We start from the raw sequence: 15026 nt of genomic DNA on the forward strand, positions 1-15026 counted from the left end.
AAACGTGGCCTGACACCGCGATCATTGCCCACGCCGCTGCCCCCTGGCCGGCAGCGGCGTGGGCAATGGACCGGCACGGGGCCGGCCATTGCCGTTTTCACCGATGCCGCCAGCGAGCCGGCGGCATCGGGTCATGCATCACCGCCCGGGCTTAGAAGCGGAAGCCCACTTCGGCCTTGACCTGGCGCGGCGTACCGACGATGTCGCCGGTCTCGTTGTAGCTCACCAGCAGCTTGCCGTCGCTCTTCACGTAGTTCAGGTTGGAGAAGTTGTCGAAGTTGAGCACGTTGATGATGTCGATACGCGCATACAACTCGGTATCGCCGGCCAGCTTGAAGGTCTTGGTCGCCTGCAGGTCAAGCGACCGGTAGCCGAAGATCTTGCCGCCGAGCAGGAAGCGGCCGTTGCCCCCCGGGTAGCCGGCGGCCGGGGTCGGCAGGCAGTTCGGGTTGCCGGCCTGTGCCACGCAGGACCAGTCGTTGCCCGCCACCGGGGTGGCCAAGGTCAGCTTGCCACCGAAGGTGATGCCCCAGAAGCCATCGTAGGAGCCCGTGACCACCAGACGGTGGCGCGGCGCGCCGTTGGACTTGATGTATGGGTATTCGCCGATGGTGCCGCGATCGAACGAGTAGTGCTCGTCGATGTTGCGGTTGTGGCGCGCAGTGGTCCAGGTATAGGCGATCGAGGTACCCCAGCCACTTTCCTTGGTGTACGGCTTCTGCGCAGACAGGAGGATCTGGGTAGCGCGGGTCTTGATGCCCTGCTGGCCAATGATCAGGCTGCCGAAGCCGGGGATGTTGCAACCCCACGGTTGGCCGTAGGTTGGCTTTTCGGCACCACACAGCATCTGGTTGTCGAAGAAGTTGCCGTTGCGGAAGCGATTGCCCAAGGTGTAGGCGAAGCCATCATAGGTCAGCGTGCGCGAGATGGTGGCGTCGGTCAGCCACTCCCCGATCTGGTTGCTCATGCCCAGGCTGAACTGGTCCGCGTAGGGCACCTTCAAGTTGTTGTTGAGCAGATCCACTTCCAGGCCTTCGTTGCTGGTACTGCCCAGCAGGGCCTGCACGTTGCCGATGCCATTGAGCAGGTTCGGGTTCCAATCGAAGCACGGGTTCTGCCCGTACAGGCAGGCTCCGCTGCGCGGGTCGCGGAAGTACACGGTCGGCTGCGGCAGGGCCAGCTTGGTGGTTTCCAACGCCAGGTAGTCGAAAAGATCACGGTCGTAGGAACGACCGGCGCCACTATGGATCACATGCTGCTCGTCGGCATTGATGTCATACGAGAAGCCCAGCCGCGGCTGCCAGGCATCCTTGAATGCCTTGCGGTTGTGGCCGTTGCTGATGTAGTCGTTGATGTTCAGGCCGCTCAACGCGAGCGTCTGCGCGTAGCTCTGCCCGGCCGGGCCATGCGGATCCTGCGCATTGAGCGCGCTGACCACTTCCGGCGGGGTCACGAAGTCCAGGTAGGTCGGGTTCTTCTCGTAGTCCCAACGCAGGCCAAGGTTCAACTGCAGGTGGTCGTTGACCTGCCAATCGTCCTGAATGAACAAGCCAATCTGCGTGGTCTTCGAGCGTACTTCCGGCAACACGCCACTGACACCAGTAATCGGCTTGGTGAACTGCGCCTTGTACGGCGTATCAATGCCAAATTCCGGGTTGCCCACGGTGTAGTAGAACTGCGGGTTGATCTGCTGCGCGTCGGAGGCGTACAGATTGATCTTCTTGTACTTGGCGCCCATCTTGATGGTGTGGTCGCCAGCCCACTCCAAGCCGTCCAGGGTCAGGTTGTCTTCGATCGACCAGCCCTTCTGGCCCTTCACCTGCGAGGCGAAGGCGCTGGCACCACCGATTTCCACAATGGTGCGTTCCTGCGGGGTGTTGCCGTCAATGTCACGGCCGTCCGGCGCGGTGTACACGTAGCCGTTGCCCAGGGTCAGCGGCAGCGGGTTGTTGAACGACTTCTCGTGGGTGACCATCAGCTCGTTGTAGAAGCGCTCACCGCTGTGATTCCAGCGCAGCGCGAAACGACGGTCTGTGTTGTCAGTGACCTTGCCATGCTCCTTGGAGGTCTGGTCACTGAACTGCTGCTGATTCTCGTCACGATCCTGGACTGTGAACTCGATGCGGTCGTTGTCGGTCGGCTCGACGTCGATCTTGGCGAAGATCAGGTCCTGCTTGAACGGCTGGCTGGCCGGGCCCAGGCCGGCGGCGGCCGCCGCCGGCAGCTGCGAGGCAGCACTGGTGACCGCGCCATTCGGGGCAATGGTCACTGGCAGATCGAAACGCTTGGCTTCGTAGGTCACGAAGAAGTGGGCCTTGTCCTTGATGATCGGACCGCCCAGCGCGAAGCCGTATTCCTTCTCCGCCGATTCTTCCTTGCTCTTTCCCGGCTGGCGTTCGGCCGGGGTCATCGCACGCATACTGTCGTTGGTGTAACGATAGAAGGTCTCGCCCTTGAACTCGTTTGTACCCGACTTGGTCGCAGCGGTGATCGCGGCGCTGGACACCTGGCCGTACTCGGCCTTGTAGTTGCCGCTGATGACCTTGTATTCACCGATGGCGAGCTGCGGGAACGGGTTGCCTGCGCTGCCGGACTGGCCGGCCACGCCGCCGCCCTTGACGTAGCTCTTCTGGCCCACACCGTCAATGTACACGTTGGTGCCGTCGGCGTTGGTCGCACCGCCGCGCAGCGAGGTGTTGCCCTTGGCGTCACGGGTGAAGATCATGCCCGGCACCGCGTCGGCGAACTCCAGGAAGTTGCGCGACACCTGCGGGGTGGTCTGGATCTGCTGCAGGCTGACGGTCTTGCCGACTTCGGAGGTGCGCACTTCCTGCAGCAGGGTCGGCGCGACGACGTTGACGGTGTCCAGGTTGGTGGCCGCGGTCGAACCGGGGGTGCTGCTGGCGGCACCGGCAAAGTTCAGCGTCGCGGTCGAGGCCACGGTGACGGTGACCTTCTGGGTCTGGCCGTTGGCGACCACGTCATAGGTACCCGGGTCCAGGCCCATCAGCGAGTAGCTGCCGTCGGCGCGGATGGTGCCACGGCGGACGGTACCGGTAGCCACGTTGGTGGCGGTCACTTCGGTACCTGCCTGGGCGCCGGCAACCTGGCCGCGCAGGCTGGCGTTGGCCGACTGCGCCATGACGTTGGGGGCGGCGGCCAGCATCAGGCAGCTGACCAGTGCGGTGCTCAGCAGCCGGCGCGCCGGCATGCGGAAGGTGGTATGCATCATCAACTCAATCTCCGGGTGGCGGTAACCGCTTGCGCGGTCCCTGCGATCAGTCAAAAAAAAGAAGGAACGCCTCTGGCTTCAATGGCCGGATGGCGGAGTGGTGGAATCGCGAACTATCAAGCGGGGAACCAGGGTCTGCTTGTCCCCTGTCCCATCCGTGGAGGTGCCGTCCATCAACTGCATCAGACGCGTCATGGCCCGGTCGCCGAGCTCGGCGATGCTGACCTGCATGGTGGTCAGCGACGGGTGGACGAAACGCGCCAGTGGAATGTCATCGAAACCTGCCAGGGCAACATCGGCCGGCACACGGACACCAGCCTGCGTGAACGCATACAGGCAGCCCAGGGCCATCATGTCGTTGGCGGCGAACACGGCATCGGGCAGCGCTCCGGCTGCCAGCAACTCCTGACCGGCGCGATGGCCGGAAGCTTCGTCGAAATCACCGGGCAGCTCGATGCCTTCGGCGCCACTGCCAAACGCCACCAGCGCGTCACGGAAGCCGCGCAGGCGCTCGCGCGCGTCGAAGTTGAGGTCCGGGCCAGAAATGAAGGCAATGCGGCGGTGGCCGGCGTCCAGCAGGTGGCGGGTCATCGCCATCGCACCGGCGTGGTCGTCGATGCTCAGCACCGGATGGTCCTGCCCGGGCAGATAGGTGTTGATCAACACCGTCGGCAGCGACTGCGGCAGATTGTCGGTCAGGAAGCCCGGGCTCTCGGCATAGGGCGAGAGCACCAGCAGGCCGTCGACGCGGCCGCGCATGGCACGCAGGGCGGCGCCCTGCTGTTCCTGGTCGCCGTGGTAGCTGGACACCAGCAGGTGCTGGCGGCGGTTGCGGGCCACGCCGTCGATGCCGCGCATCAGTTCGGAGAAGAATTCGCCGTACAGGTCAGGCAGCACCACGCCCACCGTATTGGTGCGGCGGCTGCTCAGGCTGCGGGCGGCGGCATGCGGGGTGTAACGCAGCCGTGCGGCCACCTCCAGCACAAGCTGGCGGACCGGTTCGGCGACATTTTCATGCCCGTTGAGCGCGCGGGAAACCGTGGCCACGGAGACCCGGGCTTCGCGTGCGACGTCTTTGATTGTGATAGCTGCCTTGTTCACGAAGCCGCCCTCCACGGCTTGGACCTACCAGCATTGGCGCGGAATGTAAGCGTTTCCATCTGGGCTTGTAAACAGTCCGTTAGGCGAATGTCCCGAAATGGACATGAAAACCTGTCCGTGGCCAGGCCCTTGCGGACCCGCCAGGACAGTGCGGGACAAGGGCTCAGCCCTGTTCTGACGGGGTATGTGCGCGGATGGACAGCGCGTGGATATCGGTGTCCATCATCGACCCCAGCGCGGCATAGACCGCGCGATGCCGGGCCAACGGAGCCAGTCCGGCGAAGCGTTCACTCACCACATGGACGTTGAAATGGCCGCGCCCGTCGCGCGCGCCGGCATGGCCGGCATGGCGGTGGCTGTCATCCTCGATCTCGAGCACGCTGGGTGCCAGCGCCTGCTGCAGCGCATCACGGATCCGCTCGATCCGTTCCGCGTTCACGGCAGGACCTTGCGGAACGGGCGTACCTGCACGCGGGTGTAGACGCCGGCAGCCACGTACGGGTCGGCATCGGCCCAGGCCTGGGCCTGCGGCAACGACTCGAACTGCGCGATCACCACCGAGCCGCTGAAACCGGCCGGGCCCGGGTCTTCACTGTCCACCGCCGGGCACGGGCCGGCCAGCAGCAGGCGTCCCTCGTCGCGCAGCGCGTGCAGCCGCGCCAGGTGTTCCGGCCGCGCCTGCAGCCGCTGCGCCAGCACATCCTGGCCGTCATACCCTTCGATCACATACCACACCGGCATTTCCTCGCTTGCGTTGTCGGGTCCGCAGATTCTAGCCAATGCAGCCCCCGCCCCGGTCCGGCTGGACACTGGCGCGGCAAAGGCTTACCCTAGACTCCATTGCACGTGGCTGGATGCAGCGGCCCGTCGGTTTTTGCGGCCAACGCAGCCCCCGACGACCGTCCCGCTGCTTCAAACCGGACCACCCGGCCGGGCCACGTAGACGACCTCCCCGTAGTTCTGTCGCTGCCGTTTACCGCGGCGCGTCCCGCTGTTTGATATGTGTGGAATCGCGCCGATCCCGGCGTGTCTGGCGCCTTGGGGCTCCGTGGCGTTGGCCCGGCGAACCCGGTGCCGCGACTGGTCCGTTGCAATCCTGATCTCCATTAGATGACTTCCGAACTCGCGCTCGACGCGAACCCGCCAACCCGGCCGCCCGCCCCCCAGCAGCAGGAAATGCCGCTGGCCGTGGTGCATGGGCAACCGGTCCTGCAGATTCCGCAGGACCTGTACATCCCGCCGGACGCGCTGGAAGTCATCCTGGATGCCTTTGAAGGCCCGCTGGACCTGCTGCTGTACCTGATCCGCCGCCAGAACCTGGATGTACTGGACATTCCCGTTGCCGAGATCACCCGGCAGTACGTGGAGTACATCACCGTGATGCGCGAGCTGCGCTTCGAGCTGGCGGCCGAATACCTGGTGATGGCCGCGATCCTGGCCGAGGTGAAGTCGCGGATGCTGCTGCCGCGCCCGGTCAGCGAGGAAGGCGATGAAGCCGACCCGCGCGCCGAACTGGTGCGCCGGCTGCAGGAGTACGAACGCTTCAAGCAGGCCGCCGAGAACATCGACGCCCTGCCCCGCCAGGACCGCGATACCACCGTGGCACATGCCTTCATGCCCGAACGTGCCACGGTGAAGCTGCCGCCGCCGGTGGACCTGAAGGAAATGCTGCTGGCCCTGCACGACGTGCTCAAGCGCGCCGAGCTGTTCAGCGGCCACGCCATCAAGCGTGAGGCACTGAGCGTGCGGCAACGCATGGGCGAAGTGCTGGGACGCCTGGAAGATGGCAAGTTCTATCGTTTTGAAGGGCTGTTCACCGCCGAAGAAGGCAAGCTGGGCGTGCTGGTCACGTTCCTGGCGGTGCTGGAGCTGGCCAAGGAACAGCTGCTGGACATCGTCCAGGAAGAACCGCTGGCGCCGATCTACGTGAAGTCGCTGGCGGCCGGCAACACCAATGCCCCGCTGCAGTTCAGCAGCGAGTTCGACGACAACGACGACGACGCCAATGCAGACGAGTGAGCGCTGACTGCCGATGGATCAATCGCTGATCAACCGCATTGTCGAGGGTGCCCTGCTGGCTTCCAGCCAGCCGCTCACCCTGGCCCAGCTGAAGGACCTGTTCCCGGAAGAGGAACCGGCACCGCCGGGCAGCATCGAACGTGCGCTGGAACGCCTGCGCGAGGCCTGCGAAGGCCGCGGCGTGGAACTGGTCGAGGTCGCCTCCGGCTTCCGCTACCAGGTCACCGGCGAAGTGCATGGCTGGATCAGCCGGCTGTGGACCGAACGCAAGACCCGCTACACCCGTGCCACCCTGGAAACCCTGGCGCTGATCGCCTACCGGCAACCGATCACCCGCGGCGAGATCGAACAGGTGCGCGGCGTGGCGGTCAGCAGCAACATCATCCAGGCGCTGGAAGAACGCGAGTGGATCCGCGTGGTCGGCCACCGCGACGTGCCCGGCAAACCGGCGCTGTTCGGCACCACCAAGGGCTTCCTGGACTACTTCGGGCTGAAGCGGCTGGACGAACTGCCGCCGCTGTCGGAGCTGAAGGACCTGGGCGAGCTGGAACCGCAGCTTGCCCTGGACCGCGATGCGCCGGCCGTCGCCGGTGCCGAGGGTCCGGACATCTCGGCCGGCGCCGATGGCGCTGCCGCGAACGATGATGCCAGCCTGGCCGGCAGTGACACCCCCGATTCCGCCGATGCAGCCCCTGCGTCGGCCACCGATGAGCAAGCACCTTCGCCCCTCGATGATGGGCACCCCGATTCCGCGCCGGGCGAGCGCGCGGTGCCCCTGAACGAACGCGAAGACAACGCCGTCGCGATGACGACCGTGGCTGTTGACCAAGCCGATTCCGAACCAGAGGCCGACCTCGAAACCGTCGGCCGGAGCAAAACTGATGAGTGACACCCCCCGTAACAAGCTCTCGCTGAAGCGCGAAGCCACCTCCGAACAGTTCAAGCTGGAAGAACGCCTGCACAAGGTGCTCGCACAGGCCGGCCTCGGCTCGCGCCGCGCGCTGGAACAGCGCATCGCCGAAGGCCTGGTCAAGGTCAACGGTGAAGTCGCGCAGACCGGCATGTCGGTCAAGAGCGGCGACAAGATCGAACTGGATGGCCGCGGCTTCGTCGCCACCGCCCTGGCCGAGCCGTCGCGCGTGCTGGTCTACAACAAGCCGGAAGGCGAAGTGACCACCCGCGATGATCCGGAAGGCCGCCCGACCGTGTTCGAGTCGCTGCCGCCGCTGAAGGGCGCGCGCTGGATCGCCATCGGCCGCCTGGACATCAACACCACCGGCCTGCTGCTGGCCACCACCGACGGTGAGCTGGCCAACGCCATGATGCACCCGTCGTTCGAGGTCGAGCGCGAGTACGTGGTGCGCGTGCGTGCGCCGGAGGGCGAGGAAAAGGTCTCTGACGCCATCGTCGACCGCCTCACCCGTGGCGTCGCGCTGGAAGACGGCCCGGCCAAGTTCGATGAGATCGAACGCATCGGCGGCACCGATTCGCACGACTGGTTCCGCGTCGTGGTAAAGGAAGGCCGCAACCGCGAAGTGCGCCGGCTGTGGGAGTCGCAGGGCTGCCAGGTCAGCCGCCTGAAGCGCACCCGCTATGGCAAGGTGAGCCTGCCGCGCGAACTGGCCCGTGGCCATTCGGTGGAACTGGGCACCACGCAGGTTGAAGCCCTGCGCGCCCAGCTGAAGCTGGAAGAAGGCGCACCGTCGGCACTGACGCTGCAGCCGGTGATCGGCCAGCGCCGCGCGGCCAAGACCACCGTGCGCGTGCGCGAAGGTGGCCGTGGCAACGCCTACGTCAACGGCCACAACACCGCCGACGAAGGCCGCGAGCTGCGTCGTTTCGACAACGTCCGCGAAGACCGCGGCCGTGGTCGCGGCGGCAAGGGTGGCGGCTTCAAGGGCGGCCTGACGGTCAGTGGTGAAGCGGCAGCCAAGCAGTCGCAGAAGCCGTTCAAGCAGCGCGCGCCGAAGAATGATCGTTCGCTGCCGGAAGGCAATCCGGCCGCGTTCCGCACCTGGTACGTGCCGGATGGCGTGAGCACCGGCCCGAGCGGCCATCGCAACGCCGGCCCGGGCGCACGCGGCCCCGGTGCCCGTGGTCCGGGTGCAGGCGGCCAGGGCCGTCCGTACGGCAAGCCGAAGGGCCCGGGCGCAGGTGCCGGTGGCGGCCAGGGCCGTGGCGGCTTTGGTGGTGAAGGCCGTGGCGGCGCAGGCGGCCAGGGTCGTCCGGCCGGTGGCGGCAACCGCTCGCAGGGCCAGGGCAACAAGCACCCGTACGGTCATCCGGGCAACGCGCCGAGCTTCCCGTCCGACCACGCCACGCCGGGCTTCAACCCGTATGGCAGCCCGAAGCCGGCACAGGGCGCCCGTCCGGGCGGTCGCGGTCCGGGCGGTGGCAACCACCGTGGCCCGGGTGGTAACCGTGGTCCCGGTGGTCCGGGTGGCAACCGAGGCCCGGGCGGCCCCGGTGGCAACCGCGGTCCCGGCGGCCCGCGCCGCAGCGGCCCGCGCGGCGGCTGATCGGCAGCCACGTTGAAATGCAGAACCCCGGCTCCGGCCGGGGTTTTTCTTTGAAAAGGGGACGGAGGGGATTAAGTCGTTTTCGCCACGCTGTGCGTCGAAGGGCGAAAGCGACTTAATCCCCTCCGTCCCCTTTTGCGTGGCGCTGGAAAGCGGCGGGCGTGGTACCGGTCATGCTGCGGAAAAAGGCGATGAACGGACTCTCGGCGGAAAAACCAGTGTCCTGCGCAACGTGCCCGATGCGATGGCCAAGCAGCAGCAGCTCCATGGCGCGCATCAGGCGCCATTGCTGGCGCCAGGCCTGGTAGCCCATGCCGGTGTCGCGTTGCATCAACCGGCCGACCGTGCGCACGCTCAGGCCCGCACGCGCAGCGAGCTCACCCAGTTCAGGCGGCAACTGCTCGGCCAGCGGCAGGCAGCGCGCGATGCGTGGATCGCGTGGCAGCGGCAGGTCCATCGGCGCCACCGGTGCGGCGGCGATCTCCAGCACGCACAACGCCAATTGATGGTGCGCGCGTGGCGCCCGCCAGTCATGGTCGAACGGCGCCTGCGCGATCGGTTCCAGCAATGCCTGCAGCAGGGGACCGACGCCGATGATCGCCGGCTGCTGCGGCAGCCGTGCCGACAACGTGGCATCGAAATACAGCGAGCGGTAGTCCACGGCCTGGCGCATCTGTGCGCGATGGCGCAGGCCGCCGGGAATCCATGCCGCGCGCGAGGGCGGCAGCAGGCTGATGCGGTCGCCGAAGGTCAGCCGCGTGCAGCCCCGCCGGGTGTACAGCAACTGCGCGCGCGCGTGCTGGTGCCAACCCGAATCATGATCGGCCAGCGACGACGCGATGCCCAGCACCGGTGCGCTCCAGGCATCCGCATCGAAGTGCGCATCCGGTTGCAGCCACGCCATGTCCGATTTCATCCATTTCCTGTCCGGACCGACAGAGTGCGCCACTCCGCCGGCCACCACAATACGCGGCCCTGTTTGCGGAGCACCCGCATGTCGCGTCGCCTGTTGTTGCTCACCATCGCGCTGCTGATGTTCCCCCAGTTGGCGCAGACCCTGTACAGCCCGGCCCTGGCCGACCTCGCCGGGCGCTTCGCACTGCCCCCCGGCGCCGCCAGCCAGGCCATGAGCCTGTACCTGTTCGGTTTTGCCGCCGGTGTCCTGCTATGGGGACGGCTGGCCGACCATGTCGGTCGTCGCCCTGCCCTGCTCTGCGGCCTGGCCATGTTCGTACTGGCCGCCTGCGGCGGCCTGCTGGCCAGCACGTTCGGCCAGGTCCTGCTGGCGCAGGCACTGGCCGCACTGGGTGCGGCGGCGGCCTCGGTGGTAACCCAGACCGTACTGCGCGATCACCTGAAGGGTCCGGCGTTGGCGCAGGCGTTCTCGTGGATCGGCATGGCGCTGGCCTTGAGCCCGGCGTTCGGGCTGGCACTGGGTGTGCTGCTGGTGGACAGCCATGGCTATGCCGGCGTTCAGGCCGGCCTGCTGCTGATGGTCAGCCTGCTGATGCTCGGATGCGCAACGGGCCTGCGCGAGAGCCGCCCTGCGGAAGTCGCGCACACCCCCATGCTTCCACTGTTGTGGCAACTGCTGCGTGATCGCTGGATCTGGTCACAGGCGCTGCTGGTGATGGCGTTCAACGTGGCGATGTACAGCTGGTACGCGCTGGGCCCGTTCGTATTCGAACGCCTGCACTGGCCGCTGGCCTGGTTCGGTGCCAGCGGCGCGCTGCTGGCGCTCGGCTCGGCGCTGGGTGCATGGGGCAATGCTCGCCTGCTGCGCGCAGGCGTTGCCTCCGCCACGCGCATCCGGCTCGCCGCAGGGCTGGTGCTGGCCGGTGGGCTGTTGGCTGCCTTGCTGCACAATCAGCCGGCACTGGTCGCGGCGATGGTACCGGTAGTGGCCGGGTTCGGCCTGGCCATTCCCAATGTGCTGGGCCAGGCCCTCCGCGGATACCCGCACTGCCTGGGCAGCGCCGGCGCCCTGTTCGGCCTGCTCTACTACCTGTTGATCGGCGTGGCGATGGCCGTGGTCGGCGCACTGCAACTGCTGGCGCCGACACTCATCGTGTGCGGCGTGCTTGCCCTGTGGCTGCAGCGGCCGGCACGGCTCAGCGCCGGCTGATGGTGAAGGCGGCGCCGTCCACGCCCAGATCCCAGCCCTTGCCGGTGCCGGACAGGGCCAGCGAGATGTCGCCCTTGGTCATCACCTGCGCGTTGCTGGACTTCACGGCACCCGCATGCGCGCCAACCGAGGCGTAGGTGCCCAGCAGCTCGTTGACGCTGACAGCGCCGGTGAAGCTGCCACGGCCATTGGTGATCTTCGACTTGCCCACGGTCAGGCCGCCGCCCTTCACTTCGATACGCACCGGCAGGCTGGTGCCGTTGCTGCAGCTGACCGTGCCGTTGCCGGAAGCGGTCTTGTAGATCAGTGACCAGCCGGACAGGTTGTAGCGCAGCTGGCAATCGAGGTTGCCGGCGGCGTGCGCGGCCGGGGCCAGCGTAGCAGCGGACAGGGCCAGCAGCAGGGCGAAGGGCTTGTTCATGGCAGGACTTCCAGTTCGGTCGGACTGCCGGCGAATCTAGCAGCGCGCGCGTGCACGCTGGATGCAGGCGCGCGCGCTGCGTGGCAGGCATTCAGCCGCCGTCGTGCTGTTTCAGGCCTGCTCGTCCAGATGGAAGGCATCAGCATCGAGCATCGCAGGGAAACGCGCGCGATGTGCAGCCAGTGCTTCGGCGGAAAGGGTGGTGGTCACCACCTGTTCGCGTTCGCGGATCTCCACCTGCGGCTGGCCGAGGAAGTCGATCACCGCGCTGTCGCCGGCGTAGTGCAGCTGGTTGCCGTCCACGCCGACGCGGTTCACCGCCGCCACGAAGCACAGGTTCTCGATCGCCCGCGCACGCAGCAGGGTCTTCCATGCATAGGCGCGCGCCGACGGCCAGTTGGCGACGAAGATCTGCAGGTCGAAATCCAGCTGCTGCGGGCGTTCGACGTTGTAGCGGTTGCGGCAGAACACCGGGAAACGCAGGTCGTAGCAGACCTGCGGATTGATCCGCCAGCCCTTCCATTCCACGCTCAGGCGCTCACGGCCGGCGGCATAGCGCTCGTGCTCGCCGCCGTAGCGGAACAGGTGGCGCTTGTCGTAGTACTGCAGGCCGCCCTCTGGCGTTGCGAACAGCAGGCGGTTGTAGACGCCGTTGCCCTCGCGCAGCTGCACGCTGCCGATCACTGCCGCGTTCAAGACCTTGGCCTGTTCGCGCACCCAGGCCACGGTCGGCCCGTCCATGCCTTCGGCCTGGGCGATGGCGTCGTTGGAGAAGCCACTGGTGAAGGTCTCCGGCAGGATCACCAGGTCGGTACTGCCGGCCAGCGGTGCCAGCAACGCACCGTAGTAGGCGCGGTTGCCGGCCGGGTCATGCCAGCGGGTGTCGCCCTGGACGAGGGAAATGCGCAGGTCCTGCATGTCCGTGTCTCCGCTCACAGCAGGCGCAGGCGTTCGATCGCCGCGTCCATGGTCGCTTCGTTCTTGGCAAAGCACAGGCGCACCAGGCGCTGGCCGGCCGGCGGAGTCTCATAGAACGGCGACAGCGGAATGGCGGTGACGCCCTTCTCGATGGTCAGCCACTTCACGAACTCATGGTCCGGCAGGTCGCTGATCGCCGAATAGTCGACCAGCTGGAAGTAGCCGCCCGGCACCGGCAGCGCCTTCAGGCGGGTACCGGCCAGCTGCTCGCGGAAGCGGTCGCGCTTGGCCTGGTAGAACGCGCCCAGTTCCAGGTGGTGTTCGGGTTCGTCGCGGATCATCGCGGCGAAGCCATGCTGCGCCGGGCCGAAGCTGGTGAAGGTGTTGTACTGGTGCACCTTGCGGAACTCGGCGGTCAGCGCCGGCGGGGCGATCGCATAGCCGATCTTCCAGCCGGTGCAGTGGTAGGTCTTGCCGAAGCTGGAGATGACGAACGCGCGCTCGCGCAGTTCCGGGTAGCGCAGCGCCGATTCATGGCGACGGCCGTCGTAGATGATGTGTTCGTACACCTCATCGGAGATCAGGTAGATCTGCGTGCCGCGCAGCAGTTCGGCCAGCGCCTGCATGTCCTGCGCCGACAGCATCGCGCCGGACGGATTGTGCGGGGTGTTGACGATCAGCATGCGGGTGCGCGGGGTGATCGCTGCGCGCACGCGGTCCCAATCGACCGCGAACGTCTGCGGATCGAGCGACACATGTACGGCCCTGGCACCGGCCAGGTCGATCGCCGGTTCGTAGCAGTCATACGCCGGGTCCAGCACGATCACTTCCTCGCCGGCACGCACCACGGCGTGGATGGCGTTGAAGATGGCCTCGGTGCCACCGCTGGTGACGGTGATCTCGCTGTCCGCATCGACCTGCGCGCCGTAGCAGTCCAGCACCTTCTGTGCGATGGCCTGGCGCAGCGGCGCCACGCCGGTCATCGGCGGGTACTGGTTCAGCCCGGCGGCCATCGCCCTGGCGGTCTCGTCGATCAGGCGCTGCGGCGCCGAAAAGTCCGGGAAACCCTGGCCCAGGTTGACCGCGCCGTGTTCGGCGGCGAGCTGGGACATCACGGTGAAGATCGTGGTACCGACCTTGGGCAGCTTGGTGGTGGGTTGCATCGGCCTGGGCTGTGGGGGAACAGACCTGCGAGTTTACGCAATCCGCGCGTCGGTAGTGCCGGCCGCCGGCCGGCAACCTCGGCTGGCAGATGGCGAAATTGCCGGCCAGCGGCCGGCACTACCCTGTGAATTCACCGCTACAATTGCCGCCGCACTCCGGCATGAAGACCTTTGCCCCTTGAACACCCCTGCATTGCTGGCTGCCAGCGGCCTGAGCTTCTCCCGCAATGACGAGCCGGTGTTCGGCCCGCTGGACTTCCATGTGGACGCCGGCGAAGCCCTGCTGGTGCAGGGCGGCAATGGCGCCGGCAAGACCACCCTGCTGCGCGTGCTGGCCGGCCTGGCCCGGCCCGGTGCCGGCCAGGTGCGGATCGACGGCAAGCCGGCCAGCAATGCCGAGCGCGCGCGCTATGTCGCCTACCTCAGCCACCTGCCAGCGCTGAAACCGGACCTCGGCACGCTGGAAAACCTGCATTTCCTGTGCGGCCTGCACGGACGGCGTGCGCGGCAGATGCCCGGCAACGCGCTGGCCATCGTCGGCCTGGCCGGTTATGAGGACACCCTGGTACGGCATCTGTCGGCCGGACAGAAGCGGCGGCTGGCACTGGCGCGCATCTGGCTGTCGCCGGCACCGTTGTGGCTGCTGGACGAACCCTATGCCAACCTCGACCTGGAGGGCATCACCCTGGTCAACCGGATGATTTCGGCGCACCTGCGCGCCGGTGGCGCTGCGCTGGTCACCACCCACGGTGCCTATGCCGCACCGCCGGTGCGCACCCGCCAGCTCGACCTCGGCGGTGCCGCGTGATCGCGCCGGGCACCGAACCGGGCCTGTGGCAGACCGCAGGCGCCCTGCTCAGGCGCGACCTGCGCCTGCTCTGGCGCCGCCGCGGCGATGCGCTGCAACCGCTGCTGTTCGCGGTGCTGGTGGTGGTGCTGTTCGCCCTGGCCCAGGGCCGCGAACCACAGCTGTTGGCCGCCACCGCCGGTGCAGTGCTGTGGCTGGCCGTGCTGCTGGCCGGACAGCTGTCGCTGGATTCGCTGTTCCGCTCCGACGCCGAGGATGGCTCGCTGGAACAATGGCTGCTGGCGCCGGTGCCGCTGGCCTGGCTGGTGCTGGTGCGCGTGCTGCTGCATTGGGCCACCACTGCGCTGCCGCTGATCGTGGTCAGCCCGCTGCTGGCCGAAATGCTGCATCTGCCGCATGACCAGCTGCCGATGTTGCTGGCATCGTTGCTGCTGGGCACGCCGTTGCTGAGCCTGATCGGTGGCGTGGTCGCCGCGCTGACCGTAGGCATCCGACGCTCTGGTATTCTCGTGGCGCTGCTGTCGTTGCCGCTGTACGTGCCGGTGCTGGTGTTCGGCGCAGGCAGCCTGGCGGCAGCCGGACGCGGACAGGATCCGGTCGGTGCGCTGCTGATGCTGGGCGCCGGCCTGCTGGTCGCGCTGGTGCTGGCGCCGCTGGCCACTGCCGCTGCAATACGTATTTCTCTGAGTTGACCGAGCTGAGAGCCAATCCACCCCTGCT

At 67.1% G+C, this 15026-nt stretch carries 14 protein-coding genes; 6 read left to right on the forward strand and 8 right to left on the reverse strand.

All coding sequences use genetic code 11. The annotated features are described in order from the left end of the window. Positions 1-151 precede the first annotated feature (151 nt). The 4 genes from AC5P7F_RS01415 to AC5P7F_RS01430 form a co-directional block, all read right to left on the reverse strand. Positions 152-3232, reverse strand: a complete 3081-nt coding sequence (locus AC5P7F_RS01415; protein ID WP_481462502.1) for a TonB-dependent receptor — start codon at positions 3230-3232, stop codon at positions 152-154. A 78-nt stretch (positions 3233-3310) separates the two neighbouring features. After that, complete coding sequence (locus tag AC5P7F_RS01420; RefSeq protein WP_014647752.1) at positions 3311-4348, reverse strand: LacI family DNA-binding transcriptional regulator; 1038 nt, start codon at positions 4346-4348, stop codon at positions 3311-3313. A gap of 148 nt (positions 4349-4496) precedes the next feature. Then, positions 4497-4772 carry a BolA family protein gene (locus AC5P7F_RS01425; protein ID WP_014647753.1) on the reverse strand — a complete coding sequence of 92 codons (276 nt, stop codon included), beginning with the start codon at positions 4770-4772 and terminating at the stop codon, positions 4497-4499. Further along, positions 4769-5068, reverse strand: a complete 300-nt coding sequence (locus AC5P7F_RS01430; protein ID WP_014037825.1) for a YciI family protein — start codon at positions 5066-5068, stop codon at positions 4769-4771. The genes AC5P7F_RS01425 and AC5P7F_RS01430 overlap by 4 nt, the downstream gene beginning before the upstream one ends. 375 nt (positions 5069-5443) lie before the next feature. On the opposite strand from AC5P7F_RS01430, the gene AC5P7F_RS01435 reads away from it, so the two are divergent. From AC5P7F_RS01435 to AC5P7F_RS01445, 3 genes are read left to right on the forward strand one after another with little or no spacing between them, the layout of a single operon-like run. Further along, complete coding sequence (locus AC5P7F_RS01435) at positions 5444-6352, forward strand: segregation and condensation protein A (RefSeq protein WP_014647754.1); 909 nt, start codon at positions 5444-5446, stop codon at positions 6350-6352. Between the two features lie 13 nt (positions 6353-6365). Further along, positions 6366-7241, forward strand: coding sequence for an SMC-Scp complex subunit ScpB (scpB, locus tag AC5P7F_RS01440; RefSeq protein WP_014647755.1), 876 nt, complete (start codon positions 6366-6368; stop codon positions 7239-7241). After that, the gene (locus AC5P7F_RS01445; RefSeq protein WP_164077313.1) at positions 7234-8871 is read left to right on the forward strand and encodes a pseudouridine synthase; all 1638 of its coding nucleotides are present in this window, start codon (positions 7234-7236) and stop codon (positions 8869-8871) included. The genes scpB and AC5P7F_RS01445 overlap by 8 nt, the downstream gene beginning before the upstream one ends. Before the next feature lie 115 nt (positions 8872-8986). Here the strand turns inward: AC5P7F_RS01445 and AC5P7F_RS01450 are convergent, their stop codons facing one another. Then, positions 8987-9775, reverse strand: coding sequence for an AraC family transcriptional regulator (locus AC5P7F_RS01450; protein ID WP_069116916.1), 789 nt, complete (start codon positions 9773-9775; stop codon positions 8987-8989). Positions 9776-9865: 90 nt separating this feature from the next. Between AC5P7F_RS01450 and AC5P7F_RS01455 the strand changes: the two genes are divergently transcribed. Beyond that, positions 9866-10996 carry an MFS transporter gene (locus AC5P7F_RS01455; RefSeq protein WP_164077312.1) on the forward strand — a complete coding sequence of 377 codons (1131 nt, stop codon included), beginning with the start codon at positions 9866-9868 and terminating at the stop codon, positions 10994-10996. On the opposite strand, the gene AC5P7F_RS01460 is transcribed toward AC5P7F_RS01455, so the two are convergent. The 3 genes from AC5P7F_RS01460 to AC5P7F_RS01470 all read right to left on the reverse strand — a co-directional run bounded on the left by AC5P7F_RS01460 (position 10983) and on the right by AC5P7F_RS01470 (position 13498). Continuing rightward, on the reverse strand, positions 10983-11417 hold the full coding sequence (locus AC5P7F_RS01460) for a hypothetical protein (RefSeq protein ID WP_014037831.1): 435 nt from the start codon (positions 11415-11417) through the stop codon (positions 10983-10985). The two genes, AC5P7F_RS01455 and AC5P7F_RS01460, sit on opposite strands and share 14 nt — an antisense overlap. A 111-nt stretch (positions 11418-11528) precedes the next feature. Further along, on the reverse strand, positions 11529-12335 hold the full coding sequence (locus AC5P7F_RS01465; RefSeq protein WP_053495345.1) for an amidohydrolase: 807 nt from the start codon (positions 12333-12335) through the stop codon (positions 11529-11531). A gap of 14 nt (positions 12336-12349) precedes the next feature. Beyond that, positions 12350-13498 (reverse strand): pyridoxal phosphate-dependent aminotransferase, encoded by a 1149-nt coding sequence (locus AC5P7F_RS01470; protein WP_032960092.1) that lies wholly within the window; start codon positions 13496-13498, stop codon positions 12350-12352. Positions 13499-13736: 238 nt separating this feature from the next. Here AC5P7F_RS01470 and ccmA point away from each other — a divergent pair, with 238 nt between their 5' ends. Beyond that, positions 13737-14306, forward strand: a complete 570-nt coding sequence (ccmA, locus tag AC5P7F_RS01475; protein ID WP_414616775.1) for a heme ABC exporter ATP-binding protein CcmA — start codon at positions 13737-13739, stop codon at positions 14304-14306. Beyond that, positions 14303-14998, forward strand: coding sequence for a heme exporter protein CcmB (gene ccmB / locus AC5P7F_RS01480; RefSeq protein ID WP_014647762.1), 696 nt, complete (start codon positions 14303-14305; stop codon positions 14996-14998). Before ccmA ends, ccmB begins: the two co-directional genes overlap by 4 nt. Positions 14999-15026 lie beyond the last annotated feature (28 nt).

It is taken from the genome of Stenotrophomonas sp. YJH_SMC_105-26, from assembly GCF_059368915.1.